The sequence below is a fragment of the Streptomyces sp. SJL17-4 genome (genome assembly GCF_036826855.1).
Lineage (GTDB): Bacteria > Actinomycetota > Actinomycetes > Streptomycetales > Streptomycetaceae > Streptomyces.
In genome coordinates this window covers 4,537,622-4,553,282 of sequence record NZ_CP104578.1, presented here as the reverse complement: position 1 = coordinate 4,553,282, position 15,661 = coordinate 4,537,622, and the positions used below count along the sequence as shown (strand labels likewise).

The window sequence follows — 15,661 nt, the reverse complement described above, 5'->3', positions numbered from 1 at the left end:
GGGAGCCAGCCATGAAGCACCGCATCGTTGTCCTCGGAGCCGGGTACGCCGGAGCGATCGCCGCCGGCCGCCTCGCCAAGCGACTGCACCGCGACGACGTCGAGATCACCCTGGTCAACGCCGAGCCCGAGTTCGTCGAGCGGGTGCGTCTGCACCAGCTCGCCGCCGGCCAGGATCTGCCGAGCCGCCCGCTGCGCGACGTGTACGCGGGCACCGGCGTGGAGCTCCGGTCGGCGTGGGTCACCGCCGTCGACGCGGACCGCAGGACCGTCCACCTCACCGGTGAGCACGGCGCCGAGACCCTCGGCCACGACACTCTCGACTACGACACCCTCGTGTACGCCCTGGGAAGCACCGCCGGAGCCCTCGGCGTCCCCGGTGTCGCCGAGCACGCCCACGGCGTCGCCGGGAAGCAGGACGCGCTGCGACTGCGGGCGCGCCTCGGCGAGTTGGCGCCGGGCGGGACCGTGCTGGTCGTCGGCGGCGGCCTGACCGGCATCGAGGCGGTCACCGAGATCGCCGAGGCCCGCCCGGACCTGGACGTCGCCCTCGCCGCCCGCGGCGGTGTCGGCGACTGGCTCAGCGACAAGGCCCGGCGTCATCTGCGCACCGTCTTCGACCGGCTCGGCATCACGGTCCACGAGCGCGCCGACATCACCCGTGTCGACGCGCACCGCGTCGTCACCGGTGAAGGGCGGGAGATCCCGGTCGAGTTGACCGTCTGGACGGCGGGCTTCGCCGTGCACCCGATCGCCGCCGCCACGACCCTGGAGGTGTCCGACACCGGGCGGATCGTCGTCGACGCCACCATGCGCTCGGTCTCCCACCCCGATGTGTACGCCGTCGGCGACGCCGCGTACGCCGAAGGGCCGGGCGGCAGGCCGCTGCGGATGTCCTGCGCCACGGCGTCCCCGATGGCCTGGCAGGCCGCCGACGCCCTCGCCGCGCGCCTGACCGGCCGCAAGGTTCCCGAGAACGCGATCGGCTACGCGGCGCAGTGCATCAGCCTCGGCCGCCGCGACGCCATCTTCCAGAAGGTGACCCACGACGACGAGGTCACGTCCACCGTCGTCACGGGCCGGGCCGGCGCCCGTATCAAGGAGCTGATCTGCGCGGGCGCGGCGTGGAGCGTCTCCCACCCGACGATGATGATGCCGAGCCGTCGCCACCGCCTCGTGACGACCGCCGAGCCGGCCGCACCCCGCCTCGCCACCCGGTGACGCGGGCTCTCTCCCGGGCGCTGTGGTCGTGGCGTACAGGCGCCACGACCACAGCGCACACAGCGCACACAGCGCACACAGCGACTGTTCACGCCTGCACGGACGCGTAGGTCCGGGCGAGCGCCCGAACCGTGTCGGCCATCGCCCGCCGGAGTTCCTCCGGTGCGACGACCTCGACGTCCGTGCCGAGACGGAGCAGTTCCCCGCAGGCGTGCCCGATGCTCTCGGTCGGGATGACGGCCTCGATCCAGCCCTCGCCGTCCGCCACCTCCGTCGCGGTGGCCTCACAGGCCCGCGCCACCTCGGGCGGCACGTTGTCGGCCAGCCGCTCTCGCCCCCTCGGCGACAGCCGGACGGTGGCGGTGCCCGTGTGGCGACGCGCCTCGAACTCGTCGAGGTACGACGACCAGTACGCCTCCAGGACGAACTCCTCCGGCCTCTCGAAACGTTCGTCGTCCCTCATCACCGCGTCGAGGATCCGGGCGATCCGAAAGGTGGCGGTCCTGCCGTCGACCCCCGCCACGAGGTACCAGGTGCCCGACTTGAGGACCAGGCCGTACGGGTGCAGCCGACGGTCCACCTCCCGCGGTTCGCGCCAGCGGCGGTACCGCACGTCCACCGCCCGCCGGCCGAACACCGCGTCCACGAGCAGCGGCAGATACGGAGTCGCCTCGGCCTCCCGGTACCAGCCCGGAGCGTCCAGATGGAACACCGCGTCGGTACGCGTCGCCTCCTCGCGCAGGGCGGCCGGCAGGGCCGCCAGCAACTTCAGTCTCGCCGCCGCCACTTCCGCCGCCAGCCCCAGATCGGCGGCGGGCGCGGGCAGCCCGGCGAGGAACAGCACCCTGGCCTCGCTCTCGCTCAACCCGGTGAGGTGCGTGCGGTAGCCGTCGAGCAGCTGGTAGCCACCGGTACGGCCCTGCTCGGCGTAGACCGGGATCCCGGAGGCCTGCAGGCGGTCGAGATCGCGGTACGCGGTCCGTACGGAGACCCCCAGCTCGGCGGCGAGACGTCGAGCCGACATACGGCCCCGGGTCTGGAGCAGCAGCATCATCGACAACAACCGGTCGGCGGGCATGGGGGGATTCTGCTCCAGGCACCCGAAGCACCGAAACCACCGAAGCCACCGAAGCCACCGAAGCCACCGAAGCCACCGAAGCCACCGAGAACACTGACAGGTGGTGGCACGCCCCGGCCCTAGCGTCTGTCCGGTCCGGCCCGCTCGAAACAACCACCCAGGAGCCCGTCGTGCCCAGCACTCCCCGTATCGCCCCCGCCGTCCACCCCGCCGTGATCGAGCTCCGCCAGTACACCCTGCGGCCCGGCCGCCGGGACGAGCTCATCGAGCTGTTCGACCGGGAGTTCGTCGAGACCCAGGAGGCGACCGGGATGCTCGTCCTCGGTCAGTTCCGGGACCTCGACGATCCCGACCGCTTCGTCTGGCTGCGCGGCTTCACGGACATGGAGACCCGGCGGGAGGCCCTCTCCGCCTTCTACGGCGGGCCGGTCTGGGCGGCACACGGCCCCCGGGCCAACGCGACCATGGTCGATTCCGACGACGTCCTGCTGCTGCGGCCGCTGCCGGTCGGCGCGGACGCCGGGAGCGGCTTCGCGGTGTCCCCGTCGGAACGTGGGCGGGAGGGCAGCGCCGCACCGGAACGGGGAGGCGTACCGAAGCGGTTCGTCGCCGTATCCCTGTGGCACTTCCCGCCGGGCGACGAGGACGGCCCCGCGCTGATCCACGACCGTCTCGTCCCCGCGCTGCGGGAGACGGGGCCCGCGCCCCTCGCCGTACTCGCCACCGAGCCGGCGGACAACACGTTCCCCCGGCTCCCCGTCCGCACCGGAGAGAACGTGGTCGCCGTCATCACCTCGTACCCGGACGAGCAGGCACACCGCCGCCACCTCGCCGACGCGACGGACCACCACCCCCTCGTACGCGACGAGATCCTCCCGGCCGTCGAACGGAGGCAGTCGGCGGCCCCCCGTCACCTCCGCCTGACGCCCACCGCCCGCTCACTCGTCCGCTGAGGGCGTCCAGGGCTGGAGCTTCTCCGGGTTGCGGACCGCCCAGATGTGCGTGATCCGGTCGTCCGCGAGGCCGAACGCCGCCACCGTCACGGTCGTACCGCCCCGTTGGGCCACCAGGCCGGGGCGGCCGTTGACCGAGCGGACCTGGAGCGTCATGCCGGGCGCCATGTCGCCGATCGCGACGATGTAGCGGGCGATCTCCCCGGCACCGGTGATGGGGCGGAGTGCCGCGCCGACCAGGCCGCCGCCGTCGACGACCACCGTGGCGTCGGGGTTGAGCAGACCGACGAGGGCCGCGATGTCCTGGGCCTCCCACGCCTGCTTGAAGTCCTTGATGACACGCGCCTGCACGCCGGTCGGCAGCTCCGGCGTCCGGGCCGCCCGGACGCGCCGGCGGGCCGACGAGGCGAGCTGCCGGCACGCCGCGGGTGTGCGGCCGACGATCGTGGCCAGTTCGGTGAAGGGGTACCGGAACACGTCGTGCAGGATGAACGCGACCCGTTCGGCCGGGGTCATGGATTCGAGGACGACGAGGAAGGCCATGTCGACCGACTCGTCGAGGGCGATCCGGTCGGCGGGGTCGGTCCCGCCGTCACCCGGCAGGCCGTTCAGCCACTCCACCGTGTCGGGCAGGGGCTCCGGGATCCATTCGCCCACATAGCGCTCGCGCCGCGCCCGCGCCGAGCCGAGGACGTCCAGGCAGATACGGCCGACCACCGTCGTCAGCCAGGCGCCGGGCGCCTCGATGGCCTCCTGCTGCCGGCCGGACATGGCGTACCACCGGGCGAAGGCCTCCTGGACGGCGTCCTCCGCCTCCGCCAGGGAGCCGAGCAGCCGGTAGGCGACGTTGATCAACTGCCGGTACTCGCCCTCGGGCCGGGCGGCGACGGGCGCGAGCCCGCGTTCTGGGTCCGTACGGCTGCCGCTCATGGTGATGGTGTCCCCCTCGTTCGATCTGCGCTCGCCATGATCGGCGAGACCCACATCACTCCGTAACCCCGGTACGGCGCCTCACATTCTCGGTGGCTGCGTCGTCGGACTGTCGAGAGAGCGACCGGCAGCGGAAGGACGGGATCATCATGGCCACGCGGACGACAGCGGAGACGGCGGCGGCAGCAGCGGCATCGACGGTGACGGTGACGGCGGTGGAGGAGCGTCGCGGCGGCCGGTTCGCGGGGTTCGTGCGCGTCTCGATCGCCCTGCAGACGGCGAGCATCTTCTTCCAGGCCGTCACCGCCGGAATGGCGCTGACCTCAGAGGCCGGAGCGACCGTGCACGACTTCGGGTCCAAGGGCACGTACGCGATGTCGATGCTGTACCTGATCGCCGCCGTCCTGGCGTGGCGGCCGGGCGGCGCCCCGGCCCGGCCGGTCCTCTACGCGACCGGATTCCTGGTCCTCGGGACCCTGCAAGTAGTGATGGGCGTCAACCATGTGATGGAGGTTCACTTCCCGCTGGGAGTCCTGATGTTCGGCCTGAGCCTGCTCGATCTGGGGCGGGTCGTGGTCCAGCGGATGCGTCCGGCGGCGGAGGCTGAGGCGGCCTGAACGAACTCCCTTCCGCGCTACACCGCCAGGAGCTTCGCCGCGCCGAAGGAGACGTCGAAGCGGTCGCACCAGATGGCGACGCTGGAGTAGTCGGCGACGTCCACTCCGGCCGGGACCGTGTAGTTCTGGTCGCCCTTGTTGCCCTTGAGCTTGCCGAGGCTGACGTACTTGCCGTCGTCGAAGACCCGCCAGCCGGCCGTGCCCTCCTTCACCGGTGCGTCGGTCAGCCAGACGCGCAGGTCGGGGCCGTTGCTGGTGTCGAGGTTCTCCAGGCGGAGGACGTGCGAGCCGTCGGGGAGGCGGACGAGCCTGGCCGTACCGGTGGTCGTGTGCTCGTGGCTGATCAGGGCGCCCTGGGCGACCGCCTTCGGGTCGGCCGGAGCCGGGGGCGCGGCGGGGTCTGCGGGGTTGGCCGAGTCCGCCGGGTTCGCGGGGCCCTCCGACGCCCCCGGCACCCCCGACGCCCCCGGCGCGGTCGGGAACGCCTCGTGCACCGTGTCGTCCTGCCACAGCTTCCACGGCTGGAACCAGTACACCCCCGCGCCCAGTACCAGCGTCAGTGCCACCAGTCCGGCGACCAGCAGCCGCCGCCGGCGCCCACCCGTCCGCCGCGGATCGTTCCCCGTGCTGCTGCCTGCCACAGTCCGTGCCTCTTCCTCGCGGGTCCCACCTGCTGCGTACCCCCATTCAAGTGCGGTCCGTGCCCCCGTACCAGAGCCATCGGCCGACAGAGGTCTTACGGCCACATTCGTCAGGAATCGAGAAGCGGTGGCGTGCGGGCCCAACTAGCTTGTGGACATGGACATCACCATTCACACCACCGTCCTCCCGCACGAGGATCCCGACGCCTCCCTCGCCTTCTACCGCGACGCCCTCGGCTTCGAGGTGCGCAGCGACGTCGGCCAGGGCAGGACCCGGTGGATCACCGTCGGACCCGTCGGACAGCCCGGTACGTCGATCCTGCTCGCGCCGCCCGGCGCCGACCCGGGAGTCACCGAGGCCGAGCGGCGCACCATCGCCGAGATGATGGCCAAGGGCACCTACGGCTGGATCCTGCTCGCCACCCCCGACCTCGACGCCACCTTCGAGAAGGTGCAGGCGGGGGACGTCGAGGTGGTCCAGGAGCCGACCGACCAGCCGTACGGCGTGCGCGACTGCGCCTTCCGCGATCCCGCGGGCAACCTCGTCCGCGTCCAGCAAGTGCGCTGACGCGTCCAACGACTGCGCCGACGCATCCAGCGAACTGCGCTGAAAGGATTCGCCCCATGTGTCATCCTGCGTGGATGAGCGCACTGACCGAGGCGCAGCGCCTGAAGGACCTGGCGCGGTTGCGCCGCGTTCGCGACCGGATCGACCGGGAGTACGCACAGCCGCTGGACGTCGAGGCGCTCGCCCGCGGGGTGAACATGTCGGCCGGGCACCTCAGCCGCCAGTTCAAGCAGGCGTACGGCGAGGCCCCGTACTCCTACCTCATGACGCGGCGCATCGAGCGCGCCATGGCGCTGCTCCAGCGCGGCGACCTCAGCGTCACCGACGTCTGCTTCACGGTCGGCTGCTCCTCTCTCGGCACCTTCAGCACCCGCTTCACCGAGCTCGTCGGCGTCTCGCCCAGCGTCTACAGACGCCAGGTCGCCGACGGCGAGGCCGGGCTGCCCTCGTGCGTGGCGAAGCAGGTCACGCGACCGGTCAGGAATCGAGAAGCACCGGTGGTCACCCCCCGCCTAGCGTGAGTCTCATGAACGCCATCGCCTCCATCACCCTCGAGGTGGCCGACCTCCCGGCCGCCGACCGCTTCTACACCGCCTCCGGTCTCGGCGCCCATGTGCGCCTGCGGGCCACCGACGCGCCGACCACCGGTTTCCGCGGCTTCTCGCTCTCCCTCACGGTGGACCGGCCGGCCGACGTCCGGCACTTCGTCGACGCGGCCCTCGCCGCCGGCGCCACCTCGCTCAAGCCCGCGTCGAAGTCCTTCTGGGGCTACGGCGGCGTCTTCCAGGCCCCGGACGGGACCATCTGGAAGGTCGCGACCTCGAACAAGAAGGACACCGGCCCGGCCACCGGCCGCGTCGACTCCTTCGTCCTCCTCGTCGGAGCCACGGACGTCGCCGCCAGCAGGACGTTCTACGTCGAGCACGGCCTCACCGTCGGGAAGAGCTTCGGCCGCAAGTACGTCGAGTTCGCCGCCGCCGAGGGCAGCCCGGTCAAGCTCGCCCTGTACGGGCGCCGCGCCCTCGCGAAGGACGTCGGCGTCCCCGCCGACGGCGAGGGGTCCCACCGGATCGTGCTCGGCGGTCAGGGCGCCGGCGCCTTCACCGACCCTGACGGGTTCACCTGGGAGGCCGCTTCCGTGGCCGCCGCGTCCTGACCCGTACGCGGTAGTCCCCCTCCTCCCTCAGCTCCATCTCCCGCGCCATCTCCCACTCCATCCCCGCACCATCTCCGCACCATCCCCAGCCGGCCTTGTGAGAGGAACCCCGTCATGTCGAACACGCGGTCGTCCGCCAAGAAGTACGACGGTTTCACCGAGGAAGAGCGGGACGCGATGAAGGAGCGCGCCACGGAGCTCAAGAGCACCACGCGGCGCGGCTCGCGCTCGGCCAAGGCCGACGGGGAGGCCGATGTCCTGGCGAAGATCGCCGAGATGACGGGCACCGACCGCGTCCTCGCCGAGCGGCTCCACGCGATCGTCAAGGAGCACGCGCCGGGCCTGGCGCCGAAGACCTGGTACGGGATGCCCGCGTACGCCAAGGACGGCAAGGTCGTCTGCTTCTTCCAGAGCGCGCAGAAGTTCAAGAGCCGCTACGCCACGCTCGGCTTCAGCGACCTCGCCCAGCTCGACGACGGCACCATGTGGGCGACCAGCTACGCCCTGACCGAGCTCACGGCCGCCGACGAGGCCCGGATCGCCGCGCTCATCGCGCAGGCCGCCGGCTGACACCCCCGCCCGACACCCGCCCACGCCCGCCCGACGCCCGCCCGCCCGACGCCCGCTCGACGCCCGGTCGACGCCCGCCCCGGGACGGGCTCGGGACGGGCTCGGCCCGTCTCCGGCCCGCGTCCGACCCGTGCCCCACGCGGGCGAATAGCTGCGATCGCCCCGTGAGAATTCGAAGCTACGCGCGGTGAAAATTTGTCATGTAAACACACGGGATGCGACAGGGCGAAATCTTCACCCGGCACACTCCGCCCCATCGTGCTACTGTCGATATCAGTTGCAGTTGTGGGTCCCGAACGTACGAGTGCCCTTCCGGTTTTTCCGGCGCTGGGCACCCTTTTTCATTTCCGGGCTTTTTCCGGACGGGGCGATCATCGCAGCGACACGGAGCACACACAGTGTGAGCTCCGAGCACTGCCCCGAAGGAGAATTTGGCATGGCGACTGGCACCGTGAAGTGGTTCAACTCGGAAAAGGGCTTCGGCTTCATCGAGCAGGACGGTGGCGGCCCCGACGTCTTCGCCCACTACTCGAACATCGCCGCCTCCGGCTTCCGTGAGCTGCAGGAAGGCCAGAAGGTGAGCTTCGACATCGCGCAGGGCCAGAAGGGCCCGACCGCCGAGAACATCGTCCCCGCCTGACACCCGGCGCTGACGCGTAGCACAAGCTGACGAGCTGAGGCCCGCACCTTTGGGGTGCGGGCCTCAGCTCTTTGCAACCCTGAGAACCTCGGTACCCTTCAGTACCCCTCATCGGCTGCGGGAATTTCCCTGGCAGGCCCCCCTTCTGGACCACTTCTCCGCAGGAGTCACCATGCGCTGTGTCATCGCCCGCTTCCCCTTCGAGCTGACCAAAGCAGGCGTGCTCGAATCCATGAAGGGCGTCAAGCCCGAACCCGCCATCGGTGACGTCGTCGTCATCGGGCGGCGCCAGTACCCCGTGAAGCAGGTCGGCGAGGTCGTCACCCGTCAGGACCGCCGCGACTTCAGCGTCGGCGAGGTCGTGCGGGCCATGACGAAGCTCGGCTTCACCTGCCTCACGGTCACCGCCGAGGAGCAGGCCTCGCCCTCGCCCTCGTCCTCACCCTCCGAGACGACCTTCTGACCGGTCAGTGGCCGAAGTACCGGCGCTCTGTGGCCGACGTACCGGTCAGTGGTCGAAGTAGCTGAAGTCGCCCACCGTCCAGGCACTGACGTCCTCGAGGGCGACCCGGTACATGCCGCCGGTCTCCGGGATGCCCACCGTGCCCTGGAGGATCCGGGCGAGGTGGAAGTGCAGGTGGGTGGGTGGCCCGTCGGCGCGTTCGGAGGGGCTGAAGACTCCGGAGAACTCGCCCAGGCGGGCGGAGTCCGTCAGGACCTCCGACACACGCTGTCGCCACAGGGCTTCCGGTGCCAGCCGTCCGGTGAGGACCGCACCCCCCACGATCACCGTCATGGACATCTGATTGCTCTGCCCGGACTCCACCGTGGCGGCAATGTCAACGAGCAGCTCGTCAGGCTTCGACATGGAAGTCCATTCTAGGCGGCTACAGCGGCGCCGTGTCGTCCGCCGGGAACGCCGGGCCGTGGCCCGGGACGATCACGTCGGCCGCGGCCAGGACGCGGAGGCGGGAGTCCTTGAGGACCGTGTGGTCGGGGGCCACCGGGTCCTCCACCGGGCCGTTCGGCCGCCACCACAGGTCACCCACGAAGGCGACGACACCCGCGCCGGTGCCGGCGAGGAGGGTGATGTCCTCGGGGCTGTGGCCGGGGGTACGGATCAGCCGCAGCGACGGGGCCAGCTCGTGGCCCTCCGCGTCGCGGTCGGTCCACTGGTCGTCCTGGTAGATCGCCTTGTGGTCGTGGACGCGGGCCCGGCCGAAGAGGCCGACGTTCATGGTGTTGTCGGGGTGGTGGTGGCTGAGCACCACGTCGGTGATGTCGTCGGGTCCCAGGCCGAGTTCGGCGAGCGGGCCGAGGATCCGCTCGCGGCTCGCCACCATGCCGGGGTCGACGATCACATGGCGGTCGCCGTCCCGCACGTACGAGACCGTGGCGGCGACCCCTGGGCCCGTGGAGAGCGTGTATCCGGTGGTCAGGATCGTGTAGGTGGCGGTGCGGGCGCTCGGTGCGTCGTCGTGGTTCGTCATGCCCCAAGTCTTCTGCGCGGTACGGATCTTCACGAGTGGCCGTACTGCCACCGATCGCGGGAATCGTGCCAACGCCGTGCCGCAGTCACCGCTGCCGCCGTCACCGCTGCCGCCGTCCTCGGTACCACTCCCGGCCCCCGTGCCACTCCCGGCCCCCGTGCCAGACTCGGCCCATGCCGCCCTTCGTCACCGTCGCCGCCTACGCCCCGCACGGGGTCGGCATGCTCGGCGCGGGCATCGTCTCCGAGGTGTTCGACGCGCGCGGCGGGGGACTTCCGCTCTTCGACTTCGCGCTCTGCACCGACCGGCCGGGGCACGTCCGTACCGACGTCGGTCTGCCCCTCGTCGTCGAGCACGGCCTGGACCGGCTGGCCGCCGCGGACCTGGTGATCGCCCTCCCCTGGGCGGAGTTCCGTACTCCCCCGCCGCCCGCGGTGCTCGACGCGCTGACCGCCGCCCACGCGCGCGGGGCGCTCGTCGCGGCCCACTGCGTCGGGGCGTTCGCCCTCGCCGCGGCCGGGCTGCTCGACGGGCGGCGGGCCACCACGCACTGGCGGTTCGCCGGGCTCCTGGCCGAACGCCACCCGGACGTCACCGTCGAACCCGACGCCCTCTACGTCGACCAGGGCACCGTCGTCACGGGCGCGGGCGCCGCCGCGGGCTTCGACCTCTGCCTGCACCTGCTGCGCCGGGAGTACGGGGCCACCACGGCCAACGCCATCGCCCGGGACCTGGTGCTCCCCTCCCACCGGGACGGCGGCCAGGCCCAGTACCTCGCCACGCCCGTACCCGAGGACAGCAGGGACGACCGGCTCACCGACGTCCTCGCCTGGGCCCGTGAGCATCTCCACGAGCCGCTTCCCGTCGCGGAGCTGGCCCGCAGGGCGCTGATGAGCCGCCGCTCCTTCGCCCGGCGGTTCGCCGCCTCCACGGGGACCACCCCGCACGCGTGGCTGCTCTCCCTGCGCCTGAGCCGGGCCGAGGAGCTCCTGGAGACCACGGACCTGCCGGTCGAGGAGGTCGCCCACGCGGTCGGCTTCGGCAGCGCGGCGGTGCTCCGCGCCCAGTTCGTCCGCCGCCGCGGCGTCCCGCCCCGGTCGTACCGCCGTTCCTTCACCCGTACGCCCACCGCCTGAGGCGCCCGGGAGGTCGGACGAGAGCCGCGGCCGTCAGGGCCAGGGCCGAGCCGGCTCTGCAGGATCGCGATGTCGGCAGGAGGGCGATCCGGCCCCGGGGCGTGCGCGATCATGCCGTCATGAAGCTGCGCTGCGCCGTACTCGACGACTACCAGGGCGTGGCCCTGGCATCCGCCGACTGGAGTCCGCTCGCCGACCGCGTCGACGTACGCGTCCTGCGCGAGCACCTCGCCGACCGGGACGCGCTCGTCGCCGCCGTCGAGGACTGCGAGATCCTCGTCGTCATGCGGGAACGGACCCCCGTCGACGCCGGGCTCCTGGCCCGGCTCCCCCGGCTCCGGCTCCTGATCACCTCCGGGATGCGCAACGCCTCCGTCGACGTCGCCGCCGCACGCGCGCGCGGGGTCACCGTCTGCGGCACGGCCAGCAGCTCCGAGCCGCCCACCGAACTCACCTGGGCGCTCCTCCTCGGCCTCGCCCGGCACGTACCGGCCGAGGCGCGCGCGCTGCGCGAGGGCGGGCCCTGGCAGTCCACCGTCGGCGCCGACCTGGCCGGCCGGACCCTCGGTCTCGTCGGCCTCGGCAAGATCGGCGCCCGGGTGGCCCGGATCGGCCTCGCCTTCGGGATGGACGTACGCGCGTGGAGCCCGAACCTGACGGAGGAGCGGGCCGCCGAGCACGGCGTACGGCCCGCGAAGGACAAGCGGGAGCTGTTCGCGGAGAGCGACTTCGTCTCGCTCCACATGGTGCTCTCGGACCGCACCCGCGGCCTGGTCGGGGAGCGCGAGCTACGGGCGATGCGCCCGCACGCGTACCTCGTCAACACCTCCCGGGCGGGGCTCGTCGACGGCGGTGCGCTGCTGCGGGCGCTGCGCGAGGGGTGGATCGCGGGGGCCGGGCTCGATGTCTTCGAGACGGAGCCACTGCCCGCGGACGACCCGCTGCGGTCCCTGCCGAACGTGCTGGCGCTGCCGCACCTCGGCTATGTGACGGAGGGGAACTACGGGCGGTACTTCGGGCAGGCGGTGGAGGACATCGAGGCGTTTCTGGCGGGGTCGCCCGTACGGGAACTGTCGTGACGGCCTAGCCCAGGCTCGTCCGCGCCAGTTCCACGAACTCCTCGTCCGTCAGTCCCAGTTCGCGGGCGTCCGCCGCCGCCTCGCGGAGCCGGGAGACCAGGCGGGCGCGGTCGGGGGCGGTGACGCCCGGGACGATGAGGGCGCCGCGGCCCCGGCGGAGTTCGATCAGGCCCTCCTCCCGGAGCCGCTGGTAGCCGCGGAGGACGGTGTGGACGTTGACGCCCAGGGAGTCGGCGAGTTCCCGGGCGGCCGGGAGGCGCTCGCCGGGTGCGGCGGAGCCGTCGGCGAGGGCGCCCCGGACGCAGGCGGCGATCTGGTCGCCGAGGGGCACGGCGGAGGCCGGGTCGACACGGAAGAGCACGGTCAGACCTTCCCATGCCGCTCGGCGAGCGTGTTGAGGAGGGCGGCGGCGGTGCCCGCGTCGGGCACGGTGACCGCGAACTCGCGCCCGCTGTCCCGCCGTACGACGAGGGCCTCGCCGGAGTGCAGCACCACGCCCGTACGCCCGGCGCGGACCCGGTAGCCCCAGCCGCCGAAGTCGGCGAGCACGGCGGCGGTGTCGAGCTCCCGGACGCTCGCGCCCGCGACCTCGTCGAGCGGCACGCGCACGCGTGGCCGGGAGACGAGGGAGGGCCGGACGGTGACGCCGCGCCGGTCGACGGTGACCCGGACCCGGGCGAGGGCCAGCCCGGGTACGCCGACGACCAGGCCGAGCAGCGCGAGCAGGGCGCCGGGCCAGGGCGCGAGGACCAGGCCGGCCGGGACGGCGGCGAGGGCGAGCACGGAGAGCACGGTCAGCGGCCGGGAGCCGGTGGCGCGGGTCCAGCCGGCGACCTCGCTCGCGCCGAGCGTGAGCCGGGGCGCGTCGGGCTCGCCCTCGGGGGCGTCCGGCCCGTCCCCGGCCGGTACGAGGCGGGTCAGCGCCCAGCCCGCGAGGGCGCAGAGGGCGGCCACGGCCGCGCCGAGCGCCAGGGTGGTGAGCGGGGCGACGACCTGGGCCGGGTCGACGGCGTCCAGGTTCTCCCGTACGAGGAGGCCGAGCAGCGCTCCGGCGAAGCCGGCCGTCGCCCAGGCGCCCCAGAGCGCGGTACGGCGGACGAGGACCGTCCAGCCGGTGCCGAGTCCGATGAGCAGGGCGACGCCGATGACGGCGAACGCGGTGCGGCCGGTGAAGCCGTCGGCGCGGCCGCCGTCGACCCCGGAGAAGTGGGTGGCGAGGGTGTCGGGGATGCGGTCGTCCCAAACGGCGAGCAGCGTCAGGTGGCCGACGAGGGCGAGGAGGAACGGGAACGCGGCGAGCGCGCGAAGAAGCCCTGTGGCGGGCGTTGCTGATGTTGCCGGAGTGGTCGGCCTGGCTCGGTTCATGAGAAACCCTCCCTTGTTCGCATCAGCATAGAACAAGTTGTTCGCACTGCGCTAGAACAACTAGTCCTCCTTTCGGATGCGGACCCTGTCCACAGGTTGTCGAACGGCACACATGCTGATGAATGGGGAGATCTTCATGCGTCGACGCGGCGGCGGTGAAGGCCGCCGCCGCGACGAAGAGCTGACGTAGCCGGTCGGCCGACGTATCCGGTCAGTCGGCGCGGCCGGTCAGCTGCCCCACCCGCTCAGTCGGCGCGGCCGGTCAGCTGACCCACCCGCTCAGTTGGCGCTCTCGTCGAGGACCGCGCGCAGTGCCTCCGCGAACTCCACCGGAGCGCCCTGCTGGCCGAACTCGCCGCCCAGGAAGCCGCCGTGGTGGCTCGGGAAGACGGCGAGCGGGGTGCCGACGCCCTCGGCGACGGCGACCGCCGCGCGGGCGGCGAAGGTGCCCTCGGACTCCTTGCCGGCCGCGACGACGATCCGGGTCGGCGCGGCGCGCAGGGCGGGGAAGTCGGGGACGTAGGAGGTGCAGCCGCGGATGTTCTGGCCGAGCAGCGGGTCGCCGCGCGAGCCGTCGTCCTCGGCGGGCAGACCGAACGCGGCCGGGGAGGGGGCGGGCTCCTCGGCCCAGTTCGCCGGGAACTCGCCCGTGCGGGCGGTCAGTGCCAGGAACTTGGCCATCGCGGGTCCCCAGCCGTCCCGCAGATAGGTCGCGTGGACGTCCGCGCAGACCTCCAGGGCCGCCGCGCGGTCCGGGACGACCTGGGCGGTCGGGGGCTCGTGCGCGACCAGGGTGTGCACCAGGTCGCCGCGCCGGGCGACGAGCGCGAGGGCGTTGACCGCGCCGCCACTGCTCGCGAAGACGTCCACGGGTCCGGCGCCGAGCGCCTCGATCAGCCGGGCCAGGTCGTCGGCGTGCTCCTCGGGGAGCGTCTCCGTCGCGCCGTCGGTGCGCTCGCTGCGGGACACCCCGCGCGGGTCGTACGTGACGACGGTCCGGTCGGCGAAGTGGGAGGCGAGCGTGGTGAAGCCGGTGGCGTCCATCGGGGAGCCGATCAGCAGCAGGGGTCGCTCGGCGGTCCCGGTGCCGGGGCGTACGTCGTAGCGCAGGGTCGCGCCGGCGGTGTCCAGGACGCGGGTGTCGGTCTCGACCATGGTGGTCTCCTCGGTGGTGGGCCGTTCGGCTGTTCATGGGGGTGGACCCCCGGCCCCACCGGAACTCATCGGTCGCGTGCGCCCTCCGGCGATCCTTCCTGCCCGCCGTCGCAGTCGTGCTCGGCCGCGTCCACGACGACTCGGTCCAACAGGCCGCGCAGCAGGACCTGTTCGGCCTCGGTGAGGTCGCCGAAGAGTTCGCGCTCGGCCGCGCTCACGGCCGCGTCGACCCGCTCCAGGGCGGCGGCGCCCGCCTCGGTGATCTCCACGATGTGACGGCGCCGGTCGGCCGGATCGCGGCGCCGCTCGGCGAGCCCCTCCGATTCCAGCTCGTTGAGGATCGCGACGAGTTGGCTGGGGTCGATCTCCATGGCGGCGGCCAGCTCGCGCTGGCTCATCGACCCGGGGGCGAGCTGCATCAGCGTCATCGCGTTCCTCGGGTGGAGTCCGGCCACGCCCAGGGCGGCGCGGATGCGCGCGCCGGTGAGCTCCCCGCGGAAGGAGAGGAGGAAGCCGAGGCGGTCGGTCGGGAGAGCTGCCATGTCGTCCACCGTAGCAGCGGCCCTATTGTGGAGCGAGGGAAACCGTTGATACAGTTCAACGATTGAAGCTGTCGGACCATCGGAGCTGATCCATGTTCATCGCTTATGCCGTCGTCGCCGCGCTGCTCGCTTTCGCCCTCTCGGCCTCGGCCTTCCTGACCTTCACCCGCAACCCACAGATCGTCGGCAGCATGACCAAGCTCGACGTGCCGGATTCCTGGCTGCCACGCCTCGCGACACTGAAGGCGGCGGGCGCGCTCGGCCTGCTCGCGGGGCTCGCCGTGCCGGTGCTCGGCGGGGCGGCGGCGATCGGCGTCACGCTCTACTTCATCGGCGCACTGATCACCCACCTGCGGGCGAAGGACTACGAGATAGCGCCGGTCGTGGTCATCACGCTGCTCGCGATAGCCGCGCTCGCGCTGCGCACGGTCTCGGCCTGACGAGACGGAGCGTCTTGCGAAGGGGTCACATCCGGAGTACCGTCGACGACATGAGACGAGACGTCTCGTTTCGATTGCGCT

The 15,661-nt window shown here is 72.3% G+C and carries 21 protein-coding genes; 12 read left to right on the top strand and 9 right to left on the bottom strand.

The window, feature by feature from the left end; genetic code table 11:
* The first annotated feature begins 11 nt into the window (after positions 1-11).
* The gene (locus N5875_RS20440) at positions 12-1,220 is read left to right on the top strand and encodes an FAD-dependent oxidoreductase (RefSeq protein WP_338495287.1); all 1,209 of its coding nucleotides are present in this window, start codon (positions 12-14) and stop codon (positions 1,218-1,220) included.
* An 88-nt stretch (positions 1,221-1,308) separates the two neighbouring features.
* Here the strand turns inward: N5875_RS20440 and N5875_RS20435 are convergent, their stop codons facing one another.
* Entirely contained in the window at positions 1,309-2,298 is a 990-nt protein-coding gene (locus tag N5875_RS20435; protein ID WP_338495285.1) for a YafY family protein, read from the bottom strand.
* 170 nt (positions 2,299-2,468) lie between these two features.
* Between N5875_RS20435 and N5875_RS20430 the strand changes: the two genes are divergently transcribed.
* On the top strand, positions 2,469-3,251 hold the full coding sequence (locus N5875_RS20430) for an NIPSNAP family protein (RefSeq protein WP_338495283.1): 783 nt from the start codon (positions 2,469-2,471) through the stop codon (positions 3,249-3,251).
* On the opposite strand, the gene sigJ is transcribed toward N5875_RS20430, so the two are convergent.
* Positions 3,237-4,181 (bottom strand): RNA polymerase sigma factor SigJ, encoded by a 945-nt coding sequence (sigJ, locus tag N5875_RS20425; RefSeq protein WP_318208111.1) that lies wholly within the window; start codon positions 4,179-4,181, stop codon positions 3,237-3,239. The genes N5875_RS20430 and sigJ overlap by 15 nt on opposite strands.
* Positions 4,182-4,330: 149 nt before the next feature.
* Here sigJ and N5875_RS20420 point away from each other — a divergent pair, with 149 nt between their 5' ends.
* On the top strand, positions 4,331-4,798 hold the full coding sequence (locus N5875_RS20420) for a hypothetical protein (RefSeq protein ID WP_338495281.1): 468 nt from the start codon (positions 4,331-4,333) through the stop codon (positions 4,796-4,798).
* Positions 4,799-4,815: 17 nt separating this feature from the next.
* On the opposite strand, the gene N5875_RS20415 is transcribed toward N5875_RS20420, so the two are convergent.
* Positions 4,816-5,382 (bottom strand): DM13 domain-containing protein, encoded by a 567-nt coding sequence (locus tag N5875_RS20415; protein ID WP_318208591.1) that lies wholly within the window; start codon positions 5,380-5,382, stop codon positions 4,816-4,818.
* Between the two features lie 214 nt (positions 5,383-5,596).
* Here N5875_RS20415 and N5875_RS20410 point away from each other — a divergent pair, with 214 nt between their 5' ends.
* The 6 genes from N5875_RS20410 to N5875_RS20385 all read left to right on the top strand — a co-directional run bounded on the left by N5875_RS20410 (position 5,597) and on the right by N5875_RS20385 (position 8,836).
* Positions 5,597-6,007 carry a VOC family protein gene (locus N5875_RS20410; RefSeq protein WP_318208113.1) on the top strand — a complete coding sequence of 137 codons (411 nt, stop codon included), beginning with the start codon at positions 5,597-5,599 and terminating at the stop codon, positions 6,005-6,007.
* 74 nt (positions 6,008-6,081) lie between these two features.
* Positions 6,082-6,528, top strand: a complete 447-nt coding sequence (locus tag N5875_RS20405; RefSeq protein ID WP_318208114.1) for a helix-turn-helix transcriptional regulator — start codon at positions 6,082-6,084, stop codon at positions 6,526-6,528.
* Positions 6,529-6,533: 5 nt separating this feature from the next.
* Positions 6,534-7,163 (top strand): glyoxalase, encoded by a 630-nt coding sequence (locus N5875_RS20400; protein ID WP_338495280.1) that lies wholly within the window; start codon positions 6,534-6,536, stop codon positions 7,161-7,163.
* Positions 7,164-7,277: 114 nt separating this feature from the next.
* Positions 7,278-7,733: a DUF1801 domain-containing protein gene (locus N5875_RS20395; protein WP_318208116.1), complete on the top strand. Its 456-nt coding sequence runs from the start codon at positions 7,278-7,280 to the stop codon at positions 7,731-7,733.
* A 436-nt stretch (positions 7,734-8,169) separates the two neighbouring features.
* A complete protein-coding gene (locus N5875_RS20390) occupies positions 8,170-8,373 on the top strand; it encodes a cold-shock protein (protein ID WP_015034705.1) in 204 nt (67 codons plus the stop codon).
* Positions 8,374-8,545: 172 nt separating this feature from the next.
* Entirely contained in the window at positions 8,546-8,836 is a 291-nt protein-coding gene (locus N5875_RS20385) for an SCO5918 family protein (protein ID WP_338495275.1), read from the top strand.
* Positions 8,837-8,881: 45 nt separating this feature from the next.
* Here N5875_RS20385 and N5875_RS20380 read toward each other — a convergent pair whose 3' ends face one another.
* Entirely contained in the window at positions 8,882-9,241 is a 360-nt protein-coding gene (locus N5875_RS20380) for a hypothetical protein (RefSeq protein ID WP_318208118.1), read from the bottom strand.
* Positions 9,242-9,260: 19 nt separating this feature from the next.
* Positions 9,261-9,863, bottom strand: a complete 603-nt coding sequence (locus N5875_RS20375; RefSeq protein WP_318208119.1) for an MBL fold metallo-hydrolase — start codon at positions 9,861-9,863, stop codon at positions 9,261-9,263.
* 173 nt (positions 9,864-10,036) lie between these two features.
* Between N5875_RS20375 and N5875_RS20370 the strand changes: the two genes are divergently transcribed.
* Entirely contained in the window at positions 10,037-10,999 is a 963-nt protein-coding gene (locus N5875_RS20370; protein WP_338495273.1) for a helix-turn-helix domain-containing protein, read from the top strand.
* A 119-nt stretch (positions 11,000-11,118) separates the two neighbouring features.
* On the top strand, positions 11,119-12,078 hold the full coding sequence (locus tag N5875_RS20365; RefSeq protein WP_338495271.1) for a D-2-hydroxyacid dehydrogenase family protein: 960 nt from the start codon (positions 11,119-11,121) through the stop codon (positions 12,076-12,078).
* Between the two features lie 4 nt (positions 12,079-12,082).
* On the opposite strand, the gene N5875_RS20360 is transcribed toward N5875_RS20365, so the two are convergent.
* The 4 genes from N5875_RS20360 to N5875_RS20345 form a co-directional block, all read right to left on the bottom strand.
* Positions 12,083-12,439, bottom strand: coding sequence for a GntR family transcriptional regulator (locus N5875_RS20360; RefSeq protein WP_318208122.1), 357 nt, complete (start codon positions 12,437-12,439; stop codon positions 12,083-12,085).
* A 2-nt stretch (positions 12,440-12,441) separates the two neighbouring features.
* Positions 12,442-13,443, bottom strand: a complete 1,002-nt coding sequence (locus tag N5875_RS20355; protein ID WP_338495269.1) for a hypothetical protein — start codon at positions 13,441-13,443, stop codon at positions 12,442-12,444.
* A gap of 279 nt (positions 13,444-13,722) precedes the next feature.
* On the bottom strand, positions 13,723-14,598 hold the full coding sequence (locus tag N5875_RS20350; protein WP_338495267.1) for an alpha/beta hydrolase: 876 nt from the start codon (positions 14,596-14,598) through the stop codon (positions 13,723-13,725).
* Positions 14,599-14,663: 65 nt separating this feature from the next.
* Complete coding sequence (locus tag N5875_RS20345; RefSeq protein ID WP_318208125.1) at positions 14,664-15,140, bottom strand: MarR family transcriptional regulator; 477 nt, start codon at positions 15,138-15,140, stop codon at positions 14,664-14,666.
* A 92-nt stretch (positions 15,141-15,232) separates the two neighbouring features.
* On the opposite strand from N5875_RS20345, the gene N5875_RS20340 reads away from it, so the two are divergent.
* On the top strand, positions 15,233-15,580 hold the full coding sequence (locus tag N5875_RS20340; protein WP_318208126.1) for a DoxX family protein: 348 nt from the start codon (positions 15,233-15,235) through the stop codon (positions 15,578-15,580).
* The last annotated feature ends 81 nt before the right edge of the window (positions 15,581-15,661 follow it).